Source organism: Microbacterium sp. HSID17254 (assembly GCF_003989315.1).
GTDB lineage: Bacteria > Actinomycetota > Actinomycetes > Actinomycetales > Microbacteriaceae > Microbacterium.
On sequence record NZ_RBLT01000018.1, the window covers coordinates 38,687 to 62,789 of the forward strand.

Annotated in this window: 22 protein-coding genes; 9 read left to right on the top strand and 13 right to left on the bottom strand. The window is 72.3% G+C overall.

The features are described from left to right. Window positions 1–8 precede the first annotated feature (8 nt). Window positions 9–1,415 (bottom strand): aminotransferase-like domain-containing protein, encoded by a 1,407-nt coding sequence (locus tag D8M34_RS11585; protein ID WP_126894064.1) that lies wholly within the window; start codon window positions 1,413–1,415, stop codon window positions 9–11. Here D8M34_RS11585 and D8M34_RS11590 point away from each other — a divergent pair. Both D8M34_RS11590 and D8M34_RS11595 read left to right on the top strand, forming a co-directional pair. Continuing rightward, window positions 1,414–2,388 carry a DMT family transporter gene (locus tag D8M34_RS11590; RefSeq protein ID WP_126894065.1) on the top strand — a complete coding sequence of 325 codons (975 nt, stop codon included), beginning with the start codon at window positions 1,414–1,416 and terminating at the stop codon, window positions 2,386–2,388. The two genes, D8M34_RS11585 and D8M34_RS11590, sit on opposite strands and share 2 nt — an antisense overlap. Beyond that, window positions 2,361–2,954, top strand: coding sequence for an FMN-binding negative transcriptional regulator (locus tag D8M34_RS11595; protein ID WP_126894066.1), 594 nt, complete (start codon window positions 2,361–2,363; stop codon window positions 2,952–2,954). Before D8M34_RS11590 ends, D8M34_RS11595 begins: the two co-directional genes overlap by 28 nt. 71 nt (window positions 2,955–3,025) lie before the next feature. Here the strand turns inward: D8M34_RS11595 and D8M34_RS11600 are convergent, their stop codons facing one another. Then, complete coding sequence (locus D8M34_RS11600; RefSeq protein WP_126894091.1) at window positions 3,026–4,183, bottom strand: SLC13 family permease; 1,158 nt, start codon at window positions 4,181–4,183, stop codon at window positions 3,026–3,028. A 279-nt stretch (window positions 4,184–4,462) separates the two neighbouring features. Between D8M34_RS11600 and D8M34_RS11605 the strand changes: the two genes are divergently transcribed. From D8M34_RS11605 to D8M34_RS11630, 6 genes are read left to right on the top strand one after another with little or no spacing between them, the layout of a single operon-like run. Next, window positions 4,463–4,552, top strand: coding sequence for a potassium-transporting ATPase subunit F (locus D8M34_RS11605; protein ID WP_036292752.1), 90 nt, complete (start codon window positions 4,463–4,465; stop codon window positions 4,550–4,552). Beyond that, a complete protein-coding gene (gene kdpA, locus D8M34_RS11610; RefSeq protein WP_126894067.1) occupies window positions 4,552–6,228 on the top strand; it encodes a potassium-transporting ATPase subunit KdpA in 1,677 nt (558 codons plus the stop codon). Before D8M34_RS11605 ends, kdpA begins: the two co-directional genes overlap by 1 nt. Window positions 6,229–6,230: 2 nt before the next feature. Then, a complete protein-coding gene (kdpB, locus tag D8M34_RS11615; protein ID WP_126894068.1) occupies window positions 6,231–8,426 on the top strand; it encodes a potassium-transporting ATPase subunit KdpB in 2,196 nt (731 codons plus the stop codon). A gap of 20 nt (window positions 8,427–8,446) precedes the next feature. Further along, the gene (kdpC, locus tag D8M34_RS11620; protein WP_126894069.1) at window positions 8,447–9,052 is read left to right on the top strand and encodes a potassium-transporting ATPase subunit KdpC; all 606 of its coding nucleotides are present in this window, start codon (window positions 8,447–8,449) and stop codon (window positions 9,050–9,052) included. Then, the gene (locus D8M34_RS11625) at window positions 9,049–11,610 is read left to right on the top strand and encodes an ATP-binding protein (RefSeq protein WP_126894070.1); all 2,562 of its coding nucleotides are present in this window, start codon (window positions 9,049–9,051) and stop codon (window positions 11,608–11,610) included. The genes kdpC and D8M34_RS11625 overlap by 4 nt, the downstream gene beginning before the upstream one ends. Beyond that, window positions 11,607–12,278 carry a response regulator gene (locus tag D8M34_RS11630; protein WP_126894071.1) on the top strand — a complete coding sequence of 224 codons (672 nt, stop codon included), beginning with the start codon at window positions 11,607–11,609 and terminating at the stop codon, window positions 12,276–12,278. The genes D8M34_RS11625 and D8M34_RS11630 overlap by 4 nt, the downstream gene beginning before the upstream one ends. Here the strand turns inward: D8M34_RS11630 and D8M34_RS11635 are convergent. Next, the gene (locus D8M34_RS11635) at window positions 12,275–13,090 is read right to left on the bottom strand and encodes a TspO/MBR family protein (RefSeq protein WP_126894072.1); all 816 of its coding nucleotides are present in this window, start codon (window positions 13,088–13,090) and stop codon (window positions 12,275–12,277) included. The genes D8M34_RS11630 and D8M34_RS11635 overlap by 4 nt on opposite strands. A gap of 87 nt (window positions 13,091–13,177) precedes the next feature. Beyond that, window positions 13,178–13,744 carry a TetR/AcrR family transcriptional regulator gene (locus D8M34_RS11640; RefSeq protein ID WP_025104018.1) on the bottom strand — a complete coding sequence of 189 codons (567 nt, stop codon included), beginning with the start codon at window positions 13,742–13,744 and terminating at the stop codon, window positions 13,178–13,180. Between the two features lie 95 nt (window positions 13,745–13,839). Here D8M34_RS11640 and D8M34_RS11645 point away from each other — a divergent pair, with 95 nt between their 5' ends. After that, window positions 13,840–14,682, top strand: coding sequence for an alpha/beta fold hydrolase (locus D8M34_RS11645; RefSeq protein WP_025104019.1), 843 nt, complete (start codon window positions 13,840–13,842; stop codon window positions 14,680–14,682). 69 nt (window positions 14,683–14,751) lie between these two features. Here the strand turns inward: D8M34_RS11645 and D8M34_RS11650 are convergent, their stop codons facing one another. The 9 genes from D8M34_RS11650 to D8M34_RS11690 form a co-directional block, all read right to left on the bottom strand. Continuing rightward, window positions 14,752–16,830 (bottom strand): iron ABC transporter permease, encoded by a 2,079-nt coding sequence (locus D8M34_RS11650; RefSeq protein ID WP_126894073.1) that lies wholly within the window; start codon window positions 16,828–16,830, stop codon window positions 14,752–14,754. Then, on the bottom strand, window positions 16,830–17,858 hold the full coding sequence (locus D8M34_RS11655; RefSeq protein ID WP_126894074.1) for an ABC transporter substrate-binding protein: 1,029 nt from the start codon (window positions 17,856–17,858) through the stop codon (window positions 16,830–16,832). Before D8M34_RS11655 ends, D8M34_RS11650 begins: the two co-directional genes overlap by 1 nt. 24 nt (window positions 17,859–17,882) lie before the next feature. Beyond that, window positions 17,883–18,722: an ABC transporter ATP-binding protein gene (locus D8M34_RS11660; protein ID WP_085604667.1), complete on the bottom strand. Its 840-nt coding sequence runs from the start codon at window positions 18,720–18,722 to the stop codon at window positions 17,883–17,885. 1 nt (window position 18,723) lies between these two features. Continuing rightward, window positions 18,724–19,677, bottom strand: coding sequence for a siderophore-interacting protein (locus D8M34_RS11665; protein WP_126894075.1), 954 nt, complete (start codon window positions 19,675–19,677; stop codon window positions 18,724–18,726). Continuing rightward, a complete protein-coding gene (locus tag D8M34_RS11670) occupies window positions 19,667–20,467 on the bottom strand; it encodes an ABC transporter ATP-binding protein (protein ID WP_126894076.1) in 801 nt (266 codons plus the stop codon). The genes D8M34_RS11665 and D8M34_RS11670 overlap by 11 nt, the downstream gene beginning before the upstream one ends. After that, complete coding sequence (locus tag D8M34_RS11675) at window positions 20,464–21,537, bottom strand: FecCD family ABC transporter permease (RefSeq protein ID WP_174235389.1); 1,074 nt, start codon at window positions 21,535–21,537, stop codon at window positions 20,464–20,466. The genes D8M34_RS11670 and D8M34_RS11675 overlap by 4 nt, the downstream gene beginning before the upstream one ends. Then, a complete protein-coding gene (locus D8M34_RS11680) occupies window positions 21,534–22,577 on the bottom strand; it encodes a FecCD family ABC transporter permease (RefSeq protein WP_126894077.1) in 1,044 nt (347 codons plus the stop codon). The genes D8M34_RS11675 and D8M34_RS11680 overlap by 4 nt, the downstream gene beginning before the upstream one ends. A gap of 32 nt (window positions 22,578–22,609) precedes the next feature. Then, window positions 22,610–23,635: an iron-siderophore ABC transporter substrate-binding protein gene (locus tag D8M34_RS11685; protein ID WP_126894078.1), complete on the bottom strand. Its 1,026-nt coding sequence runs from the start codon at window positions 23,633–23,635 to the stop codon at window positions 22,610–22,612. Window positions 23,636–23,868: 233 nt separating this feature from the next. After that, entirely contained in the window at window positions 23,869–24,072 is a 204-nt protein-coding gene (locus D8M34_RS11690; protein WP_025104028.1) for a cold-shock protein, read from the bottom strand. Window positions 24,073–24,103 lie beyond the last annotated feature (31 nt).

Below are 24,103 nucleotides of genomic sequence, written 5' to 3' on the forward strand. Positions count from 1 at the left end.
GGCGGCGGTCAGGAGCCGGCGAGGACCGCGCCGAGGATCGTCGCGGCCTCGGGGAAGCGGGACGGGTCGGCGCTCGCGTAGTTGAGCCGCACGTAGGAACCGGAGGGCTCCGCGGGGAACCACTCGCTTCCTGGTGCGATGACGAGGCCGCGGGCCGCGCACTCCCGGACGACGGCTGCGGCGTCGGTGCCGTCGGGCAGCCGCAGCCAGAGGTTCAGCCCGCCGACCGGCACGGCCTCCACCAGCGCGGTCGGCGCCTGCGCGGCCAGGCACGACAGGAGGAGGTCGCGCCGCGAGCGCAGCTGCTCCCGGAAGCCGCGGAGGTGTGTGCGCCAGGCGGGCTGCGTCACCACGTCGAGAGCGGCGGCCTGCAGGAGGCCGCTGACGTACATCGACTCCGCCGCACGATCGGCGAGGATGCGATCCCGGGCGGGACCGCGCGCGATCACCGCCGCCACCCGCAGGGACGGCGACACGCTCTTCGTCAGCGAGCGCAGGTACACCACGTGGCCGTCGTGGTCGGAGGCGGCCACGGGGCGCGGGTCGGCGTCGATGCCGAGGTCGTGCGCCCAGTCGTCCTCGATGAGGAAGGCGCCGTGGCGACGGACCGCGTCGAGCACGGCCTCCCCGGTCGCCGCCGGCCACTGCGCGCCGGTGGGGTTCGCGAACGTGGGCTGCGCGTAGAACGCCCGGGCTCCGGTCTCGGCGAGCGCCCTGTCGACGGCGTCCGGATCCGGACCCTGCGGCCCGGAGGGGACGGGAACGAGCACGACCCCCGCCTGCTCCGCCGCGAGCAGGGCGCCCCAGTAGGTCGGCGACTCGATGAGCAGCGGCCGGCCGACGCCGACGACCGCCCGGAAGATCGAGCTCAGTCCGCTCTGGCTCCCGGAGATGACGACGGCGTCGCGGGCGGTCGGCACCGTGACCCCCGCCGGGGCCGCGGCGGCCAGCTCCGCTGCGAACCACTCCTGCAGCCCGGGCTCGCCGGCCGCGGGCGAGCGGGTGAGGGCGGACGCGGTCCGGGAGGCGCGGACGAGGGCCTGCCGGACGAGCCGCTCGGGGAGGAGGTCCGGAGCCGGATACCCGGAGTGCAGCCCGATCGCGTCCGGCGAGGTCGGGCGCTGCGCCGAGGAGAGACCGTCGAGGCGCACGGCGGCGGCCCCCAGCGCTCCGGACTGCCAGCCGTAGTCCGCCGGCAGGACGGTGCGCGCGGGGCGGACGAACGTGCCGACGCCGGGTCGCGCGTCCACGAGCCCGAGGCGGACGAGCTGCTGCACGGCCTTCTGCACGGTCACGGGGCTCGCGGCGTACTCGGCCGTCAGCGCGCGGTTGGAGGGGAGGCGGGCGCCGGGGGCGGCCGTAGCGATCCACGCCCGCAGGCCGGCCACGATCCGCGCGGTGCTATCCTGACTCATGAAAGAACACAGTAGCGTTATCCGTCCGAACGGAACACTGCTATCCCGCGCCGCCGGTGCCGGTTGGGGGCTGCTGGGCGTCGTCGCCTTCTCGTTCACGCTCCCGTTCACGCGGATCGCGCTCGGCGGCGGACTCTCGCCGCTGTTCATCGGCTCCGCGCGCGCGGTCGTCGCCGCCGTGCTCGCCGCGGTCGTCCTCCTCGTCACGCGGCAGCAGGCGCCGAGCCCGGTCCAGTGGGCCCGCCTGGCGGTCGTCGCGCTCGGTGTGGTCGCGGGCTTCCCGTTGCTGACGTCGTTCGCGATGACCACGACGCCGGCGAGTCACGGGGCGGTCGTGATCGGCCTCCTCCCCGCCGCGACCGCCGTGGCCGTCGTGCTGCGCACCCGCGAGCGCCCGTCCGCCTCGTTCTGGGTGTTCGCACTTCTCGGGTCCGCGGCGGCCCTCGTCTTCGCGACGGTGCAGAACGGCACGCCCGGCGCCCTCCGCCCCGCCGACCTCCAGCTGTTCGGCGCCGTGATCGCGGCGGCCGTCGGTTACGCGGAGGGCGGCCTGCTCGCGCGCGAGCTCGGCGCCTGGCAGACGATCTCCTGGGCCCTGGTGCTCGCTGCTCCCGTCATGCTCGCGGTGACCGTGGCCGCCGGGGTCGCCGCCCCGCCCATCGCCAGCCCGACCGCGTGGCTCGCATTCGCCTACCTGGCCGCGGTCAGCATGTTCCTCGGATTCTTCGCCTGGTACCGCGGCCTCGCCATCGGCCCGATGGCACAGGTGAGTCAGATCCAGCTCGTCCAGCCCGTCATGGGCATCACCTGGGCCGCCTTCCTCTTCCATGAGGACGTCGGTGTGGCCACGGTGCTCGGCGGGCTCGCCGTCGTCGTGTGCGCCGGACTCGCCGTCCGCACCCGCAGCTCTTCTCCCACCCCCACCCCCACCCGACAGGAGGCGCCATGCGTCACACCCCCCGCTACCTCATGACCGACCCCGACGAGGTGAAGCGCCTCATCCGCGCCCACCCGTGGGCGACGTTCGTCTCACCGGCCTCCGCCGGCCTCGTCGCCTCGCACTACCCGGTGCTGCTCGAGGAGGACGAGGACGACATCGTGCTGGTGAGCCACTTCGGGCGTCCGGACGACGAGCTCCACGAACTCGGTCGACACGAGATCCTGGTGATCATCCAGGGGCCGCACGACTACGTGTCCTCGAGCCTCTATGCGCCGGGGGACCTCGTGCCGACCTGGAACCATGTCACCGCGCACCTCTCCGGCACACCCGAGATCCTCACCGCGGAGGAGAACTACGCCATGCTCACCCGGCTCACCGACTACTTCGAGGGTGGGCAGCCCCACGGGCGGAGCCTCGCGGAGGACGAGCCCGGCACCCGGCGGGCGGCGAAGGGCACGGTGGGCCTGCGGCTCCGGGTCACCCGGTTCGACGCGCGTGCCAAGCTCAGCCAGAACAAGGCTCCCGAGGTGCGCGAGCGCATCGCCGCTCGGTTCGACGCGGTCCACCCCGCCCTGGCCGCCGAGATGCGCCGCGTCTGACCCCCGTTCGAATCGCGCACTGTGCTCCATCTCGGCCGGATGTGCAGCAAAGCGCGCGATTCGAAACGGGGTCAGGAGGCTGCCAGGGCCAGCGTGGCGAGGACGACGGTGGGTACCGCGGCGACGGCCCCCCAGAGCGCGAAGCGACCCCAGCGGATCTCGACCCCGAGCGCCGTCACGCGATGGTGCCAGAGGAGTGTCGCGAGCGAGGCCCACGGCGTGATGAGCGGACCGAGGTTCACGCCGATCAGCAGGGCCATCAGGGCGATCGGGTCCCCTGCCGCGGGTTCGAGCACGAGGTAGGCGGGGAGGTTGTTGATCGCGTTCGCGCTCACGGCCCCGAGCGCCGCGAGCCGGAACAGGTCGCCGAGAGAGTCGCCGTTCGCGGTGGGCGAGGTCAGGAAGTCGAGCAATCCCTGCGCGTGCGCGGTCTCGACCAGGACGAACAACGACGCGGCGAGCGCGAGCGCCTGCCACGGGAAGAGGGAGAGCCGCAGGGCGTGGCGGCGGCGGACGGCGAACAGCGCGATCAACGCGAGAGCCGCGACCGTGGCGGGGATCCACACGTCGGGGGTCAGCGCGAGCAGCGGCATCAGCACGACGAGGATGCCGGTGGCGCTCCAGAACAGCGTCGGATCGGCGGGTCGACGAGGCTCGGGCATCTCATACGTGCCGAAGACCGTGCGCCGATGCAGGACCGTGAGGATCGCGACGGGCACCAGGATCCCCACGAGCGTGGGCGCCCAGCTCAGGGCGATGAACGCCCCGGGGCCTTCCCCCATCGCGGGCGCGGCGAGCAGGTTGGTGAGGTTCGAGACCGGCAGCGCGAGCGACGCGGTGTTGGCGAGCCAGACCGTGGCCAGGGCGAACGGCAGCGGGGAGACGCCGATGCTCTGCGCCAGCACGACGACGACCGGGGTGACGATCACGGCGGTCGTGTCGAGCGAGAGGAACACGGTGCTCACCACGGCGAGCACGACCACCAGCGCCCACAGCACGACCACGCGGCCACGACCCCACCGCGCGAGGCGCTGCGAGACGACGTCGAACACCGCCGCATCACGGGCGAGCTCGGCGACGATCGTGATCGCGACGACGAACCCCAGCACGGGCGCGATCCGTTCCCCGAGCGCACCGGCGTCCGTGGGCGGAAGGAACCCGGTGAGCACGCACACGAGCGCGACCACCACGAGCCCGGCGACGATCCCGGTCCCGACGCCGATACGCATCCTTCTGATTCCCACCTCGTGAGCATAGGGCCGGCGCCCCCTTTTCGAATCGCGCACCTGGCTGCATCGGTGGCGGGTTGGGGACCAGGTGCGCGATTCGAAGGCCGTCCGTGAGCAACCCGCATGCATCCGGGGGTGGGGCGTAGGGGAAACGTGAGGATCGGCGGATGCGGCGGGGCGGCGCAGTTGGATCGAGGACGTGCTCGACATCATCTACCTCGCGCTGACCCTGGCGCTGTTCGCCCTCGTGTCCCTCATCGCCAAGGCGGTGGACCGCGCATGATCGTCTTCGAGATCCTCGCCGCGGTCCTCGCCGTCGCCGCGGTCGTCTACCTGGTCGTGGCGCTCGTCGCCCCGGAGCGCTTCTGATGGACGCGACGGTCCTGTACGGCGTCCTCCAGATCACGGCCGTCGTGGTCGTGCTCGTGCTCCTCTACCGCCCCCTCGGCGACTACATCGCGCACGTCTACACCTCCGGACGCGACCTGCGCATCGAGCGCGGGCTCTACCGGGTGATCGGCGTCGACCCCCGCTCCGAGCAGACCTGGCGCGCCTACGCCCGCAGCGTCCTGCTGTTCTCGCTCGTCGGCCTCCTGCTCGTCTACGGGCTGCAGCGGCTCCAGGCCTTCCTCCCCGCGTCGCTCGGCCTGCCCGCCGTGCCCGAGGGACTCGCGTTCAACACCGCCGCGTCCTTCGTCGCGAACACCAACTGGCAGTCGTACTCGCCCGAGCAGACCATGGGCTACACGGTGCAGCTCGCTGGCCTCACGGTGCAGAACTTCGTCTCCGCCGCCGTCGGCCTCACCATCGCCATCGCCCTGATCCGCGGTCTCGCGCGCCGTGGCTCCGCGACGATCGGCAACTTCTGGGTCGACCTCACCCGTGGCCTGGGGCGACTGCTGCTCCCGCTCGCCCTGATCGGCGCGGTGGCCCTGCTCGCGGGCGGCGTGATCCAGAACGTGAACGGCTTCACCGAGGTCGCCACGGTCTCCGGCGGCACGCAGATGATCCCCGGCGGTCCGGTCGCGTCGCAAGAGGCCATCAAGCTGCTCGGCACCAACGGCGGCGGCTTCTTCAACGCCAACTCCGCCCACCCCTTCGAGAATCCGACCGGGTGGACGAACCTTCTCGAGGTGCTGCTGATCCTGGTGATCCCGTTCGCCCTCCCCCGCACGTTCGGCCGACTGGTCGGCGACCACCGGCAGGGGTACGCGATCGTCGCGGTCATGGGCACCCTGTTCCTCGCCTCGCTCGCCGCACTCTCGGCCCTGGAGCTGGCGGGACGTGGCGCCGCGCCCGAACTCGCCGGGGCTGCGATGGAGGGCAAGGAGCAGCGCTTCGGCATCCTCGGCTCGACCCTCTTCGGCAGCGCGAGCACCCTCACCTCGACCGGGGCCGTGAACTCGATGCACGACTCGTACACCGCGCTCGGCGGCATGATGCCGATGCTGAACATGATGCTCGGCGAGGTCGCTCCGGGCGGCGTCGGCTCCGGTCTCTACGGGATGCTCGTGCTCGCGATCGTCGCGGTCTTCGTCGGCGGGCTGCTCGTCGGACGGACCCCGGAGTGGCTCGGGAAGCGCATCGGCCCGCGGGAGATGACTCTCGCGAGCCTCTACATCCTTGTCGTCCCGGTGCTCGTCCTCGGCGGCACGGCCCTGAGCTTCGCGATCCCCGGCATCCGCGAGGACGTGGAGTCCACGAGCATCCTCAACCCGGGCGTGCACGGCATGGGCGAGGTGCTCTACGCGTTCACCTCCGCCGCGAACAACAACGGCTCCGCGTTCGCCGGGCTCACCGCGAACACCCCGTGGTTCAACACCGCCCTGGGCGTCGCGATGCTGCTCGGGCGCTTCCTCCCGATCGTGCTCGTGCTGGCCCTCGCGGGATCGTTCGCCGCGCAGGAGCGGGTGCCGGCCACGACCGGCACGCTCCCCACCCACCGGCCGCAGTTCGCCGGCCTGCTCCTCACCGTGACCGTCGTCGTGACGGCCCTCACCTACTTCCCCGTGCTCGCACTGGGACCGCTCGCCGAAGGACTCTGACCATGACCCTCCTGACCACCCCTCCCGAACAGCAGGACGCCCCCGCGGCCCCCGCCCGTCCCCCACGCTCGTTCGGCGGCGCCCAGCTCGCTCAGGCGCTCCCCGGCGCGCTCCGGAAGCTCAACCCCGCGACGCTCGTGCGCAACCCCGTGATGCTCCTCGTCTGGGTCGGCGCCGCGTTCACGACCGTCCTCGCGATCGCGGAGCCCTTCCTCGGCGGACCCGCCTCCTCCGGCGGCACCCCCGTCCCGGCCGCGTTCACGTGGGGCATCGCGATCTGGCTCTGGCTGACCGTGTTCTTCGCGAACGTCGCGGAGTCGGTCGCCGAGGGGCGGGGCAAGGCCCAGGCCGCGAGCCTGCGGAACACCCGCACCCAGACGATGGCGCGACGGGTGGTGGGCCCTTCGACAAGCTCAGGGACCCAGGGCGCGGAGTGGGTCGCTGAGCTTGTCGAAGCGCCGACGGAGACGGTGTCGTCGGCGGAGCTGCAGCGCGACGACCTCGTGATCGTCACCGCGGGCGAGCTGATCCCGGGCGACGGCGACATCGTCGCGGGCATCGCCACCGTGGACGAGTCGGCCATCACCGGCGAGAGCGCCCCCGTGGTCCGCGAGTCCGGCGGCGACCGCAGCGCCGTCACCGGCGGCACGCGGGTGCTGTCGGATCAGATCGTCGTGCGCATCACGTCGAAGCCCGGCGAGACGTTCGTCGACCGCATGATCGCGCTCGTCGAGGGGGCGAGCCGGCAGCGCACCCCGAACGAGATCGCCCTGAACATCCTCCTCGCGAGCCTGTCGATCGTGTTCGTCGTGGTGGTCCTCGCGCTGAACCCGATCGCGTCGTACGCGGCGTCGCCGGTGAGCATCCCCGTCCTCATCGCCCTGCTCGTCTGCCTCATCCCGACCACGATCGGCGCGCTCCTCTCCGCCATCGGCATCGCGGGCATGGACCGACTCGTGCAGCGCAACGTCCTGGCGATGTCGGGGCGGGCGGTGGAGGCCGCGGGCGACGTCACCACGCTGCTCCTCGACAAGACCGGCACCATCACGCACGGCAACCGCCGCGCCCACGCTGTGCTGCCGCTCACCGGAGTGGACGCCGCGGAGCTGCTGCATACCGCCGCCCTGTCCTCCCTCGCCGATCCGACGCCGGAGGGCGCATCGATCGTCGAACTCGCCGCCGCCCGCGGGATCCGGGTCGAGGCCCCGGCGGACGCCGTCGTCGTCCCGTTCACGGCGCAGACGCGCATGAGCGGTCTCGACCTCGCCGACGGCACGCAGATCCGCAAGGGCGCCGCCTCGGCCGTGGCGGCCTGGCTGGGGCAGACCCCCGATGACGAGCTCACGACCCTCACCGACGACATCGCCTCGGGTGGCGGCACGCCCCTCGTCGTCGCGGTGCAGGGCCCTTCGGCAGGCTCAGTCCCTTCGACAGGCTCAGGGACCCAGTCCGCCGAAGCGCGGATCCTCGGGGTCGTGCACCTCAAGGACATCGTCAAGGACGGCCTGCGGGAGCGGTTCGACGAGCTGCGCAGCATGGGCATCCGCACGGTCATGATCACCGGAGACAACCCCCTCACCGCGAAGGCCATCGCGGCCGAGGCCGGCGTCGACGACTACCTCGCCGAGGCCACCCCGGAGGACAAGCTCGACCTCATCCGCCGCGAGCAGGAGGGCGGGCGCCTCGTCGCGATGACCGGGGACGGCACGAACGACGCCCCCGCGCTCGCCCAGGCCGACGTCGGCGTCGCGATGAACACGGGCACCTCCGCCGCCAAGGAGGCCGGCAACATGGTCGACCTCGACTCCGACCCGACCAAGCTCATCGACATCGTCCGCATCGGGAAGCAGTTGCTCATCACCCGCGGCGCGCTGACGACGTTCTCGCTCGCGAACGACATCGCGAAGTACTTCGCCATCATCCCGGCGATGTTCATGGGCGTGTTCCCCGGACTCGCGGCGCTGAACATCATGCAGCTGCACTCGCCGGCCTCGGCGGTCACGAGCGCGATCATCTTCAACGCCATCGTGATCGTGTTCCTCATCCCGCTCGCGCTGCGCGGCGTGACCTACCGGCCGGCGAGCGCCTCGCAGATCCTGCAGCGGAACCTGCTGGTCTACGGCCTCGGCGGCGTCATCGCCCCGTTCGTGGGCATCAAGCTCATCGACCTCCTCGTCAGCCTCCTCCCCGGCTTCTGACCGGGCTCGAAAGGAACGCCATGTCGTCCACCACCCGCACCACGGTGCGCACCGCCGGTGTCGCCGTCCGCGCGATGCTCGTCCTCACCCTCGTCCTCGGCGTCGGGTATACGCTGCTCGTCACCGGCATCGGCCAGCTCCTCCTCCCCGCGCAGGCGAACGGCTCGATGCTCCCCGGCGACCGGGGCAGCGCGCTCATCGGCCAATCCTTCACGGATGCCGACGGCGAGGCCCTGCCGGAGTACTTCCAGTCCCGCCCCTCGGCGGCGGGCGACGGATACGACGGAGCAGCGTCGAGCGGCAGCAACCTCGGGCCGGAGAATCCCGACCTCGTCGCCGCCATCGCCGAACGGAAGGCCGAGATCGCCGCGAGGGAGGGGGTGGATCCGTCCGCGGTGCCCGCGGATGCCGTGACCGCGTCCGGCTCCGGTCTCGACCCGCACATCAGCGTCGCGTACGCCCTGCTGCAGGTGCCGCGGGTGGCGGTCGCCCGCGACCTGCCGGAAGACGAGGTCCGGGCGCTGGTGGAGTCTAGGATTCAAGGGCGGGACCTGGGGTTCCTCGGCGAGGAGCGCATCAACGTCGCGGAGCTGAATCTCGCACTCGACGACCGGGAGGGTGCATGAGCGCAGAGCGGCCGCCGCGCCCCGCGACGGACCGGAACCGCCGCGGACGACTGCGCGTCCTCCTCGGCGCCGCGCCGGGGGTCGGGAAGACCTTCGAGATGCTCGCCGAGGGCCGGAGGCTCCGCGACGAGGGCCGCGACGTGGTCATCGCGATCGTCGAGACCCATGGCCGTGCGGCCACGGCCGCCCTGACCTCCGGACTGCCCGAAGTGCCGCGACGGGAGGACGCCCACCGCGGGGTCGTCCTCTCCGAGCTCGACCTCGACGCGGTGCTCGCCCTCGGCCCGGAGATCGCGCTCGTGGACGAGTTCGCGCACACGAACGCCCCCGGCTCGCGGAACCCCAAGCGGTGGCAGGACGTCGAGGAGCTGCTGGACGCGGGGATCGACGTCGTCACCACCGTGAACGTGCAGCACATCGAGTCGCTGAACGCGGTCGTGGAGAAGATCACCGGCATCGCCCAGCGCGAGACCATCCCGGACGCGGTGGTCCGCGCCGCCGACGAGATCGAGGTCGTCGACCTGGCGCCGCAGACACTCCGCGACCGCCTCGCCGCGGGTCTCGTCTACCCCGCGGAGCGCATCGACGCCGCGCTCTCGCACTACTTCCGGCTCGGCAACCTCACCGCCCTGCGGGAGCTGGCCCTGCTGTGGCTCGCCGACGAGGTCGACAGCGCGCTCCGCAGCTACCGCGCCGAACAGGGCATCGCCGGAGCGTGGCAGGCACGCGAACGCGTGGTCGTCGCCCTCACCGGCGGCCCGGAGGGCGAGACGCTGCTGCGCCGCGGGGCCCGCATCGCCGCCCGGTCCGCCGGCGGGGAGCTGCTCGCCGTGCACGTGACCGCCCAGGACGGGCTGCGCGACGAGACCCCCGGCGCCCTCGCCGCGCAGCGCTCCCTCGTCGAGTCGCTCGGCGGGACCTACCATCAGGTGGTCGGCGACGACATCCCCGCGACGCTCGTCGAGTTCGCCCAGGGCGCCGACGCGACGCAGCTCGTGATCGGCGTGAGCCGCCGCGGCCGCCTCGCCGCCGCGCTCACCGGACCGGGGATCGGCGCCGAGGTCATCCGCCGCTCGGGCGACATCGACGTGCACATCGTGACCCACGCCGCGGCGGGCGGCCGTCTCGCCCTCCCCCGCATCACCGGCGGCGCGCTCGGCTGGCGGCGTCAGGCGCTGGGCTTCGGCGTGGCCCTGGTGTTCGGTCCGCTGCTCTCCTGGCTGATGTTCACGGTCCGCAGCCCGGAGTCGATCACCGCCGAGGTGCTCGCCTACCAGCTCCTCGTCGTGGTGGTCGCCCTTATCGGCGGCATCCGCCCCGCGGTGTTCGCCGCCGTGCTCTCCGGCATCACCCTCGACTTCCTCTTCGTCGCCCCGCTGTTCACGATCACGATCGCGCACCCGCTGCACGTGCTCGCCCTCACCCTCTACGTCATCATCGCGATCCTCGTGAGCCTCATCGTCGACCAGGCCGCCCGCCGGGCACGGACTGCGCAGCGGGCGACCGCCGAGGCGGAGCTCCTCGCGGCCGTCGCCGGGAACGTGCTCCGCGGCGACAACGCCGTGCTCGCCCTCGTCAGCCGCACCCGGGAGGCGTTCGGGCTGAGCGGTGTGCGGCTGCTCACCCCGTCCGGGGACGTGCTGGCGAGCGACGGCGAGCCCGTGCCGGACGGCCGCGCCACGACCATCCCGGTCGGGGTCGCGTCCGGTGGGGGCCCGCGCGCCGTGCTGGAGCTCAACGGCGAGCCGATCGCCGGTCCGGAGCGCCGCCTGCTCGACGCGATCGTCGCCCAGCTCGCCGCCGCCATCGAGCACACCGACCTGCGAGCCACGGCGCGGGAGGCGGAGGCCCTCGCCGAGACCGATCAGGTGCGCAGCGCCCTGCTCTCCGCCGTCAGTCACGATCTCCGGCGGCCGCTCGCCTCGGCCGTCGCGGCGATCGGCGGGCTCCGGGGCGCGCACGGCCTGTCCGCCGAGGACCGCGCGGAGCTGCTGGAGACCGCGGACGAGAGTCTCGCGACCCTCTCCACCCTCGTCACCGACCTCCTCGACGTGAGCCGCGTGGAGGCGGGGGTGCTCGCGGTCTCGGCTCAGCGGATCGACGCGGCAGGCCCGGTGCTCGCCGCCGTGGACGAGCTCGGCCTCGGCCCCGCCGACGTCGAGCTCACGCTCGATCCCGACCTCCCGCCGCTGCACGCCGACCCGGTGCTGCTCCAGCGGGTGCTCGTGAACGTGCTCGCCAACGCCCACCGGCACGCGCCGGCGGGCAGCCGTGTGCTCGTGTCGAGCAGCCGGCTGGGGGATCGGGCGGAGATCCGGATCGTCGACCGCGGCGAGGGGATCGCCCCCGAGCGGCGCGATGCGATCTTCCAGCCGTTCCAGCGCTTCGGCGACACCGACAACACGACCGGGCTGGGGCTCGGGCTCGCCCTCTCCCGCGGATTCACCGAGGGCATGGGCGGTAGCCTGACACCGGAGGACACCCCCGGGGGCGGACTCACCATGGTCATCTCCCTGCCGCTCGCCGCAGGGACCGCCGACACGGAGGGCACGGAGTGAAACTCCTCATCGCCGACGACGACCCCCAGATGGTGCGGGCGCTGCGGATCACCCTCGCGGCCCACGGGTACGAGGTCGTCGTGGCCGCCGACGGTGCCGCCGCGATCGCCGTCGCGGCGCAGACCCATCCCGACCTCATCATGCTCGACCTCGGCATGCCCCGGCTCGACGGCATCGAGGTGATCCAGGCCCTCCGCGGCTGGACGAGCGTGCCCATCATCGTCGTGTCGGGGCGGACGGGCTCGGCCGACAAGGTCGAGGCGCTGGATGCGGGGGCGGACGACTTCGTCACGAAGCCCTTCCAGGTGGATGAACTGCTGGCCCGGCTCCGGGCGCTCTCCCGCCGTGCGGTCGCCGCGAACGGGGAGTCCGTGGTCGCGTTCGGGGACGTCGTCGTCGACCTCGCGACGAAGACCGTGACCCGTGCCGGCACCCGTGTGCATCTCACGCCGACCGAGTGGCGGATGCTCGAGCACCTCGCGCGGCACCCGGGCGCGCTGGTGACCCGGCAGGATCTCCTCAAGGAGATCTGGGGCAGCGCGCAGGTGTCCGACTCCGGCTACCTCCGGCTGTACATGTCGCAGCTCCGCAAGAAGCTGGAGCGGGAACCCTCGGCGCCCGTCCACCTCCTCACCGAGTCGGGGATGGGCTACCGACTGGTGCTCTAGCGGCCGAGCGGCGCGCGGTCGTGCGTGCCGGCGCGGCGCCGCCGACGGAGGACGGCCACGACGCCGACGACGACGAGCAGGACGGCGACGATGATCGCGGTGACGGCGGTGGGCGTGCTCTCCGGCTCGCCCGTGAGACGCCCGATCGCGAGCCAGCTCAGCCCCCAGGCCGTCGCCAGCGCCGGGGCGAGGCGGCCGGTGAACCAGGCCGATGCGGCACCGATCACCAGCACGACGACGAGCACGGCGACGGCCCAGGCGTCGGGGGCATCCGCCCCGATCTCCGGGACGGTCTGGGTGAGCCAGGCGGCGGTGTTGGCGACCGTCGCGATCGTGACCCAGCCGAAGTGCAGACCGTTCGCCCCGTCCGTGAGCAGGCGGTCGGCGAGGGAGCGGGCGGGGAACCGGCCGAGGAGCACGATGATGCGCGCGAGCGTCGCGAGCAGCAGCGCGATCACGAGCACGGTGAGCCACAGCGTCAGGTACCGCGCGGTCACCAGCCAGAGGCCGTTGAGGACCATCGAGAGGGCGATCCAGCCCCCGACCGCCTGCTGACGCTCGTCCTGGCGCTGGGCGGGGAGGGCCTGCCACACGGTGTAGGCGAGGAGTCCCACGTAGATGAGCGACCAGATCGAGAAGGCCGGCCCGGCCGGGGCGAGGTACGAGCCCTGCGCCGAGAGCGCCCCGTTCTGGAGCTCGTCGACGGAGTCCCCGCCGAATGCTCCGGCGCCGATGGCCGCGGCGATCAGCATGAACACGGCGGCGGCGATCACGAGGCTCTGGCGGGCGATGCCCTTCGTCGAGGTCTCCATGCCCGCACCCTACGCGGGGCGGGCGCGGAAGGCAGTGGCCTTGACAGGACCTCCCCATTTCGCTAACCAAGTTAGCGAGTGGGGGCGTCAGGCCGGAGCGAGGGCGGCGTCGATCAGGACCTCGGCGGCGCGGCGCGCGTGCACGGCGGCCTCCGGGTCCGCGCCGATCGCCGCGGTGCTCTGCGCGCCCTCCGCGAGGAGCGAGAGCTGGGCGGCCAGACCCGCCGGGGCACCGGTGTCCGCGACGAGCTCCGCCATGTACTGCTGGAACGAGGCCTTGTGCGCGCGGACGATCGCGGCCACCTCGGGGCTCGTCCCCCCGAGCTCGCCGAACGCGTTGATGAAGGCGCAGCCCCGGAACCCGTCGCTGCAGAACCAGTCCTCCAGGTAGCCGTAGACCGCGAGGAGGCGGGCGCGCGGGTCGTCGCCGCTCTGCGCTACGGCCGCCGTGAGCCCCTGCTCCCACTCGGCGTGCTTCCGGGTGAGCACCGCGGCGACGATGTCGGTCTTCGCCGGGAACAGCGAGTACACGCGCCGCAGCGACACCCCGGCGGCAGCCCGCAGCTCGTCCATGCCGACCGCCGCGTAGCCCTTGCGGTAGTACAGCTCCTCCGCGGCGGAGAGGATGCGTTCGCGGGCCTCGTCTTCGGTCATGTCCAGAAGTCTACTTGACACGAGAACGAACGTTCTCTAGATTGATCACATCAGGCGAGAACGATCGTTCTCACCGGCACCGAAAGGAACACATCATGGGTTACATCACCGTCGGCACCGAGAACACCACCCCGATCGAGCTCTACTACGAAGACCAGGGCAGCGGCCAGCCCGTCGTCCTGATCCACGGCTATCCGCTCAACGGCCACAGCTGGGAGCGCCAGACCCGCGAGCTCCTCGCCCAGGGGTACCGCGTCATCACCTACGACCGCCGCGGCTTCGGGCAGTCCTCCAAGGTCGGCTCCGGCTACGACTACGACACCTTCGCCGCCGACCTGAACACGGTGCTCGAGACCCTCGACCTCCGCGACGTCGTGCTCGTCGGGTTCTCCATGGGCACCGGGGAGCTCGCCCGCTACGTCGGCCGCTACGGTCACGAGCGCGTCGCGAAGCTCGCCTTCCTCGCGTCGCTCGAGCCCTTCCTCGTGCAGCGCGACGACAACCCGGAAGGCGTGCCGCAGGAGGTCTTCGACGGGATCGAGGCCGCCGCCAAGGGCGACCGCTACGCCTGGTTCACCCAGTTCTACACGGACTTCTACAACCTCGACGAGAACCTCGGCACGCGCATCAGCCAGCAGGTCGTCGACGCGAACTGGAACCTCTCCGTCACCAGCGCCCCGGTCGCCGCGTATGCCGTGGTCCCGACCTGGATCGAGGACTTCCGCGACGACGTGAAGGCCGTGGCCGCCGCCGGCAAGCCCACCCTCATCCTGCACGGCACGAAGGACAACATCCTGCCGATCGACGCGACCGCCCGCCGCTTCCGCCAGGCCGTCCCCGAGGCCGAGTACGTCGAGGTCGAGGGCGCCCCGCACGGCCTCCTCTGGACCCACGCCGACGAGGTCAACGCCGCGCTGACGCAGTTCCTGGCCCGGTAGCCCCGTTCGAATCGCCTGAATGGCCCCATTTCCCCCGGGAATGGGGCCATTTGCGCGATTCGAAGCGGGTCAGCGGGAGCGCCAGAGCAGCCAGACGAAGTACGGGGCGCCGATCAGCGCGACCACGAGACCCGCCGGAAGCTGCGCGGGGGCGATCACCGTCCGGCCGATCGTGTCCGCGATGCCGACGAGCAGCCCGCCGAGGAGCACCGCCGTCGGGATCACCCGCGAGTGCCGTGCGCCCACCAGTGCCCGCGCGGCATGCGGCGCCACCAGCCCCACGAAGCCGATGACCCCGATCGCCGTCACGCTCAGCGCCGCCAGGACGGCCGCCACCAGCAGCAGCGTCAACCGGACCGGCTCCAGCCGGATGCCGACCAGTCGCGGCGTGTCCTCATCGAGCGACAGCACGTCGAGCTCCCGGCGACTCATCACCACGAACGGCACCGCGATCACGAGGACGATCGCCAGCGGGACGACCTGCTCCCACACACGCCCGTAGGTCGTGCCGGAGAGCCAGGTGTAGATCTTCGGGGTGTCCCACGGGTTCGACCGCAGCAGGAGGAAGGTCGTGAGGGAGACCGTGAAGTGCGAGACCCCGATGCCGATCAGCAGGAACCGGTCCGCGTTCAGGCCTCCCCGCCACGACAGCAGGTAGACGAGGGCGAAGGCGAGCAGCGAGCCCGTGACGGCTCCCGCGATCATCCCGCCCGTCGACGACGTGATGCTCGTGATCACCAGCACCGCGCCGAGCCCGCCGCCGCCGGTGACGCCGAGGATGCCCGGGTCGGCGAGCGGGTTGCGGCTCACCCCCTGGATCACGGCGCCGGAGAGCGCGAGCGCGGCGCCGGCGACCACGGCGGCCACGATCCGCGGCGCCCTCTCGTCGAGGGCGAAGGCGATGGGCGCGGGAGCCTGGCTCTGCAGCCACAGCGCGATGTCGCCGGTGAGCAGCCAGGTGTGCCCGGCGAGCAGTCCGAGCAGGAGCACCCCGACCAGGCCGAGGGCGACGAGGGCGAGGGTGATCCGGAAGCGCAGGCGGCTGCGGACGCCGAAGCGCACCCGCGGAGGCTCGCGCGTGGGACCGGCGTCGCGGAGGCGCCGGGCCATGAGCACGAGCACGATCGCGCCGAGCAGCGTCGTCGCGACGCCGGTCGGGATGAGGATCGCCGCCTCCGCGCCGATGAGCGCGCGCAGGAGGGCGTCGGAGAGGATGACGACGAGGGCGCCGAGGAGCCCCGCCGCGGGGATCAGCAGCACGTGGCGGTTCAGGCTCGGCACCACCCGCGTCAGCAGCCGCGCGAGCACCGGCGCGCACAGCCCCACGAATCCCATCGGCCCGGCGAGCGTCACCGCGACCGCCGTGAGGGTGACCGCGAGCAGGATCCCGATGGTCCTGGTCGACCGGATCGGCACGCCGAGCGACGAGGCGGTGTCGTCCCCCAGCGTGAGGATGTCCAGGCGCCGCGCGAGCACGAGGGCCAGCACCGTGACGACCACGACGACCGGCGCCGCCTGGAGGAACGCGGTGAGTCCGAGCTGCGACAGGCTCCCGCTCCCCCAGGCGAGCAGTCCCTTGGTCTCCTCGTCGAACAGGATGAGCAGCGTCGAGGTCGCGGCCTGGAAGGCGAGCGCCAGCGCGGAGCCCGCGAGGATGAGGCGGGTCGTGGACGACCCCGCCCCGCCGGCGAGTCCGAGCACGATGCCCGCGGCGACGATGCCGCCCGCGAACGCCACCGCGCCGGAGGCCCACACCGGCACGGCGATCCCGAACGCGGCGAGCGCCGTGACGGCGAGGTAGGCCCCGGCGGTCACGCCCAGCGTGTCCGGCGACGCGAGGGCATTGCGGGCGAGGGACTGCAGCAGGATGCCGGCGACCCCGAGGGCCACGCCCACCGCGACACCGGCGGCGAGCCGCGGCACCCGCGAGCCCCAGAGGACGTCGGTGTCGGCGAACACCGCGCCGCTCGTGCCCTGGGTGAGGTGCCAGCAGGCGACCGCGACCAGCACGACGGCGAGAGCGACGAGCACGCCGACGCCCGTCCACACCGCGGGCTTCCGACCCTCCGCCTCCACGGGGACAGCGGACGCCGGGGCGCCGGGCTCCGCGGTCGCCGTCGTGTCGTCGAGGCGGAGGGTCTCCGTCACTACGAGAGCACCTCGAGGTAGCCGTCGATGATCTGCGCGGTCGAGCGCGGGCCGCCGAAGGTCCAGATGCCGGCCGGGAACGCGGTCAGGCGGTCCTCCGCCACCGCGGGGAGCGAGGTCCAGGCGGGGTTGTCCGCGAGGGCGTCGACGAAGCTCTCGGAGTCCGGGTCCGCGGTGCCGGTGTAGAACAGGTTCGCGCCGCCGACCGTCGTCATGCCCTCGACATCGGTCTGTCCGAGGCCGTACACGGGGTCGACCTCGCCGGTCCAGGCGTTCGTCAGCCCGAGCTCCTCGCCCACCTCGCCGACGAGCGAGCCCTGGCCGAACGGACGCAGCGCCACGTTGCCGCCGTCGACCCAGCCGTCGAAGAACACGAAGTCGGTCGTGGCGAGGTCGCGGTCGGCGAGCTCGGCCTTCGCGGTGTCGAGGTGGTCCTGGAACTCCTCGGTGACGACGTCGGCCCGCTCCTCGCGGCCGGTGACCTGCGCGATGAGGTCGAAGGTGTTCAGCATCTTGGCGATCGGGTCCTTCGCATCGGCGCCGATCGTCGCGAGCACGGGCACGTCGTAAGCCTCGAGCTGCGCGACGATGGGGTCGTCCGCGGCGTTGACCTCGACGATCACGAGGTCGGGATCGGTGCCGAACAGCGTCTCCAGGTTCGGCTCCTGACGGGTGCCCACGTCCACGACGCCTTCCGGCAGCTCCTCCGCCGTGACCCAGGTGCTGTACCCCTCGGCGTCGGCCACCGCGACCGGCGTCACGCACAGCGACAGCGCGTCCTCGATCTGCTGCCACTCGAGCACCGCGATCCGCTCGGCCGGCTTGTCGAGCTCCACCGTGCGGCCGAGATCGTCGGTGACGGAGACCGCCCCGGTCGAGGTGCTCGTGGTGTCGTCCGTGCAGCCCGCGCTCGTCGAGGTCGGGGCGTCGGACCCCTCGGCGGACGGCGTCTGCGTGGTGCCGCAGCCGGCGAGCGCGAGGGTGAGGGCGCCGCCGAGGGCGAGCACGGCGAGGGGGGTCTTCTTCATCGGTGGTTCCTTCAGGGGTCGGGATCAGGAGGCGGAGGGGGCGCGGAGGCGACCGTGGTGGCGGCCGCGCGGACGCACCCGCACCAGGCCGGTCTCCTCGTCGAGGGCGGTGTCGATGCGCAGTCCGTACACGTGCGACAGGTTCTCGCCGGTGAGAACCTCGGCGGGAGCCCCCGCCGCGTGGACCCGGCCGCGGTGCATCAGCACGACGTCGTCGGCGACCGAGGCGGCGTGGTCGAGGTCGTGCAGCACGACGCCGAGCGCGGTGCCGTGGTCGTCGGCGAGCTCCCGCACCAGATCGAGGGTCTCCACCTGGTAGCGCAGGTCGAGGTGGTTGGTCGGCTCGTCGAGCAGCAGCACCCCGGTGTCCTGGGCGAGTGCGGTCGCCAGCCAGACGCGCTGCAGCTCGCCGCCGGAGAGCTGGTCGACCGGACGGGCGGCCATCGCGGACAGGCCGGTGAGGGCGAGGGCGCGCGCCACGGCGGCACGGTCGGCGTCGCTCACGCCGGAGAACCGCCCGCGGTGCGGATGGCGGCCGTAGGCGACCACGTCGGCGACCTCGATCCCGGAGGGGTGCGGCCGGGACTGCGACAGCATCGCGACGGTCTTCGCGAACTCCTTGGCGGAGAGGGTGGCGGCGTCGCGCGACTCCGCGCCGCCGACGCTCACGGTCCCCGCCTCGATGCGGTGCAGCCGCGCGAGCGCGCGGAGGACGGTCGACTTGCCGCTGCCGTTCGGTCCGATCAGCGCGGTCACCCGGCCCGGCGCGAGGCGCAGGGAGACGTCGTGCACGACCCGGGTGCGGCCGTAGCCGAGGACGAGGGATTCCCCCGCGAGGCTGTGGCGATCGATGGCGTCGGTCATCTCAGCCCCGCATCGCGACGCCGCGGCGCCAGTAGCCCATGAACGCGACCTGCGCGCGGTCGATCCCGAGGTCCTTCACGAGGTGCCGACGCAGCGTCGTCACGACACCGCTCTCGCCCGCGATCCAGAAGTAGCGGCCGGCCGCGTCGTCGGGCGCGATCTCCTCTCCCAGGCTCGAGTACTCCGGGGTCTCCCAGAGGAGGTCCTCCCCCTCGATGTCGGTGACGCGGATCTCGTCCCCGGCATCGTCGTCGCCCAGGTGCTCGAGCACCGCGGGGATGAGGCGGAACCCGTGCGGCTCGCCGGCGTCGCGCGGCAGCCAGTGCACGTCCACCCCCGCCGGAACGTCGATCGCGAGGACGTCCGCGGGCGACGGCACCTCGATGAACGCCGTGCCGCGGAGGTCGCGCGGGGCGTCCTCCAGGATGCGGGCGATGGCGGGGGCCGCGGTCTCATCCCCGACGAGGACCACCGAGGTCGCCGCCCCCGGGGCGTACTCCGCGCCGCCGTGCGCGACGACGCCCCGACGCGGGCCGACCAGCCACAGCTCCTGGCCCACCGCGGCCGTGCTCGCCCACCGAGAGGCCGGACCGGTGAGCCCCGGCTCCAGGTGCAGCACGAAGTCGATGTCGACCTCGGTGCGGCCGTCGTCGTCGACCCGCAGGTCACGGACGGAGTAGGTGCGCATCGAGCCGCGCTCCTCCTCCGGGACGGACAGGTACGAGCCCCACCAGTCGTACGTCGACCGGTCGATCTCCGCGAGAACGCCGGACGCGGGCGGGAAGACGAGCTTGACCCGGCTGTCGTACACCTCCCCTGGCGTGCCCAGCTCGCTGAGCTCCTCGCCGCCGAGCGTCACCCGCACGAACGACGGGGAGACGCGGGAGACGGCGCGCACCTCGGCGCGGGTGAGGATGTAGGTCGGGCGCTCGGTCGTGGTGGATTCAGCGGACATGATGCCTTCCGATGGGGGTGACCATCGGCTTGCCGGAGACCGGGTCGATGGTGATCTGGTTGGGGAGGCCGAAGACCTCCTGCACGAGCTCGGCGGTGACGACGTCTTGCGGGGCGCCGATCGCGTGCACGCGGCCGTTCTTCATGGCGACCAGCTCGTCGGCGTAGCGCGCGGCGAGGTTGAGGTCGTGCAGCACCATGACGATCGTGGTGCCGCGGGCCACGCTGAGGTCGGTGAGCAGGTCGAGCACCTCGACCTGGTGGGCGACGTCGAGGAAGGTCGTCGGCTCGTCCAGCAGCAGGATGTCGGTCTCCTGCGCGAGGGCCATCGCGATCCAGACCCGCTGCCGCTGACCGCCGGAGAGCTCGTCCACGCTGCGGTCGGCGAGGTCGCTGATGCCGGTCGCGTCCAGGGCGTCGGCGACGACCTCGTAGTCGTGCGCACTCCACCGCGACAGGGCCCGCTGGTGGGGGTGACGCCCGCGACCGACGAGGTCGGCGACGGCGATGCCCTCGGGGGCCACGGGCGACTGGGGCAGGAGGCCGAGGATGCGCGCGACCTCCTTCGTGGGCCGGGCATGGATCGACTTCCCGTCGAACACGACCTCCCCGTCCCCCGGGGACAGCAGCCGGGCGAGGGCGCGCAGCAGCGTCGATTTGCCGCAGCCGTTCGCGCCGACGATCGTGGTGATCTTCCCCGGCGCGATCTGCAGGTCGAGGCCCTCGACGACGGTGCGGTCGCCGTACGAGAGGGTGACCCCCTCGGCGGACAGGCGGTGGGCGGCGGTCACAGCGAGCCTCCGGTGCGGTTGGTGCGGATGAGCAGATAGATGAGGTACGGCGCGCCGACGACGCCGGTGACCACGCCGACCGGGTAGCGCGCGCCGAGCGCGAACTGGGCGATGAGGTCGCCGCCGAGCACGAGCACCGCCCCGACGAGGCCGCTGGGCAGCAGCAGCGTGGCGCCGGGACCGGTGAGCCGCGCGGCGATGGGTCCGGCCATGAACGCGACGAACGCGATCGGCCCGGTGGCGGCGGTCGCGAAGGCGAGGAGGGCCACGGCGCCGAGGATGAAGACGAGGCGCGTGGCGGTGACCCGCACGCCGAGCCCCGCGGCGGAGTCGTCGCCGAGCTGGAGCGTCCCCAGCGCCCGCCCCTGCGAGAGCAGCAGCGGCACGAGGATCGCGGCGGCGATCGCCATCGGCAGCACCCGCTCCCACGACGCGTTGTTGAGGCTGCCGGTGAGCCACTGCATCGCGGTCTGGATGTCCCAGTTCGCGGCCCGGGACAGCAGGTAGGAGATGACGCTCTGCAGCATCGCCGCGACGCCGATCCCGATGAGGATGAGGCGGGTGCCCGCGAAGCCGCCCTCGATGGCGAGGAGGTAGATCGCCAGCGCCGTCACGAGCGCGCCGACGAGCGCGAGGAGCGAGACGGCCGGGCCGTTGAGCGAGAGCACGACGATGCCGAACACCGCGGCGGCGCCGGCCCCGTTCGAGATGCCGATGATGTCCGGCGAGGCGAGCGGGTTGCGCAGCATGGTCTGGAAGGTGATGCCCGCCATGCCGAACGCGAGGCCCGTGAGGATCGCGAGGACCGCACGGGGGAGCCGCAGGTCGCCGACCGTGAACGAGGCGCCGGGCACCGTCTCGCCGAGGATCACGCGGATGACCTCGTCGAGCGGGTAGAACGTGTTGCCGACCATGAGCGCCACGACGAACAGCACGATCACGACGACCCCGAGGGCGAGCGTGACCACGGCATGACGGCGGTGGCGTGCCCGGCGGCCGGCGATGATGCGCGCGGTGCGGGCGGCGGCGGACTCGTCGCCGCGGACGAGGGTGTGCTCGGTCGTGCTCACAGCTCCCGCACCTTCTGTCGGCGGACGATCCAGATGAAGAACGGCGCCCCGATGATCGCGGTGATGATGCCGACCTGGATCTCCTCGGACGACGGCGAGATCACGCGGCCGACGATGTCGCTCGCGGTGAGCAGCGCCGCGCCGGCGAGGGCCGAGAAGGGCAGCAGCCAGCGGTGGTCGGTACCGACGAGCATCCGGCACATGTGCGGGACGATGAGCCCGACGAACCCGATCGGTCCCGCGATGGCCGTCGCCGCGCCGGCGAGGATGACCGCGCCGAGGGCCGACAGCATCCGGGTGCGCAGCACGTGCTCGCCGAGGCCCTTGGCCATGTCGTCGCCGAGCGCGAGGGAGTTCATGCCCCGGGCGCACAGGAAGCAGATGAGGGCGCCGACCGCGAGGACCGGGGCGGTGATCGCGATCCGCGGCCACTCCGCCCCGCCGACGCCGCCGATCTGCCACGACTGGAACGTCTGCAGCAGGTCGACCCGCGGCAGCATGACCGCGCTGATGAGCGAGGCGAACGCGGCGGAGGTCGCCGCCCCCGCGAGGGCCAGCTTGAGCGGGGTGGCTCCGCCGCGACCGAGGGAGCCGACGGTGTACACGAAGACGGCGGCGGCCGCGGCGCCGACGATCGCGAAGGCCATCTGCCCGTAGGGGTTGCTGAGTCCGAAGAACGCGATGCCGAGGACGACCGCGAAGGAGGCGCCGTTCGAGACCCCCAGGATGCCGGGGTCGGCCACGGGGTTGCGCGTGACGGCCTGCATGGTCGCCCCGGCGAGCGCGAGGGCCGCCCCCACGAGGAGCGCGAGCACGGTGCGGGGGATGCGCTTGACGACCGCGGCCTGCGCGATCGTGTCGGTCTGGCCGGAGAGCGCCGCGGCGATGTCGTCGAGGGTGACCGCGCGCACTCCGAACGACACCGAGAGCACGACGAGCACGAGGATCACTCCGACCCCGGCGAGCAGCCAGAGGGTGCGCACCACCGTCGGACGCCGCAGGGTGGCGGCGTCCGACGCGAGGACGGGTGCTGAGATCACGACGACTCTCCGCTGGGGGGCGGACGCGGAGCTTACTTCGCGAGCGGCGCGGCGAGGATGGCCAGGTAGTCCTCGAGACCCCACGGGATCGACAGCGCCGACGGGTTCGCCGATGCGGCGATGGGCGTGGCGTCCGGGAGGATCGCGACGCGGCCCTCCGCGATGGCGGGGATCTTCGACAGCAGCGGGTCGGCCTGCAGCGTGGCCAGGGTGGAGTCGTCGCCGTAGGTCACCAGCACGTCCACGTCGTCGAACTTCTGCGCCTCCTCGGCGCTCACCTGCAGGTAGAACTGGTCGCTGTCCGCGTTCTCCTCGACGATCGCGGGGAGCGGCAGGCCGAGGTCGTGCAGGTACCCGGGGCGCGTGTCGGCCGCGGTGTAGTAGCCGATCTGGCTGAGGTCGCTCGGGTCGAAGTAGGCGAAGAGCACCTTCTTGCCCTCGAGTGCACTGTTGGCCGCGAGGGCGGCGTCGGCGTCGGCGTGCAGGTCCTCGATCAGGGCCTCGCCCTCGGCCTCGAGCCCCAGGGCCTTGGCGTTCATCTCGACCATGTCGTCGACGGAGGTGCCCCACGCGACGTCGGGGTAGGCGACGACCGGCGCGATCTTGGAAAGCGTGTCGTACTCCTCCTGCGTGAGGCCGGAATAGGCGGCGAGGATCACGTCGGGAGCGGTGTCGGCCACGGCCTCGTAGTCGATGCCGTCGGTCTCGTCGAAGAGCACCGGGGTCTCGCCGCCGAGCTCATCGAGCTTCTCCTCGACCCAGGGGAGGATGCCGTTGTCGTCGTCATCGCCCCAGGTGGCCTTGCTCATGCCGACCGGGACGATGCCGAGGGCCAGCGGCACCTCGTGGTTCGCCCACGCGATCGTCGCCACGCGCTCGGGCTTCTCGTCGATGGTCGTCTCGCCGTAGACGTGCTCGATGGTGACGGGGAACGCGTCGTCGGAGGCCGGGTTGCCCCCGGTGGTCGCGGTCGACTCCGGCGCGGAGGACGAGCAGGCGGACAGCGTCACGGCGAGCGCGGCGGCTGCGCCGAGGGCGAGGAGTCGAGAGGTGCGCACAGGCGTTCCCTTCGGGATGGGAGATGGGGTGTCGACGCGAGAGCGTCCGGCCTTTGGTAAGCCTCGCCTAATCTAACACGGAGGTTAGGGCGCCCTCACTCCCGTTTCGAATCGCTCACCTTGTCGCATCCGGCGCCCGGATGCCGCAAAGTGGGCGATTCGAAAGTGCCGGGGCAGCGAAAAGCCGGCCGGACCCGTACGGATCCGGCCGGCTTCAGGAAGTCAGCGCACGCTCAGAGAGCGCGGATGTTCGCCGCCTGCATGCCCTTGGGGCCACGCTCAGCGTCGAATTCGACCTTCTGGTTCTCGCGGAGCTCCTTGAAACCGGAGCCGGCGATAGCCGAGTAGTGGGCGAAGAGGTCTTCGGTGCCGTCATCGGGAGCGATGAAGCCGAAGCCCTTCTCTGCGTTGAACCATTTCACAGTGCCAGTGGCCATGTGTTTTCTACTTTCTGTTGACCGGCCGCTC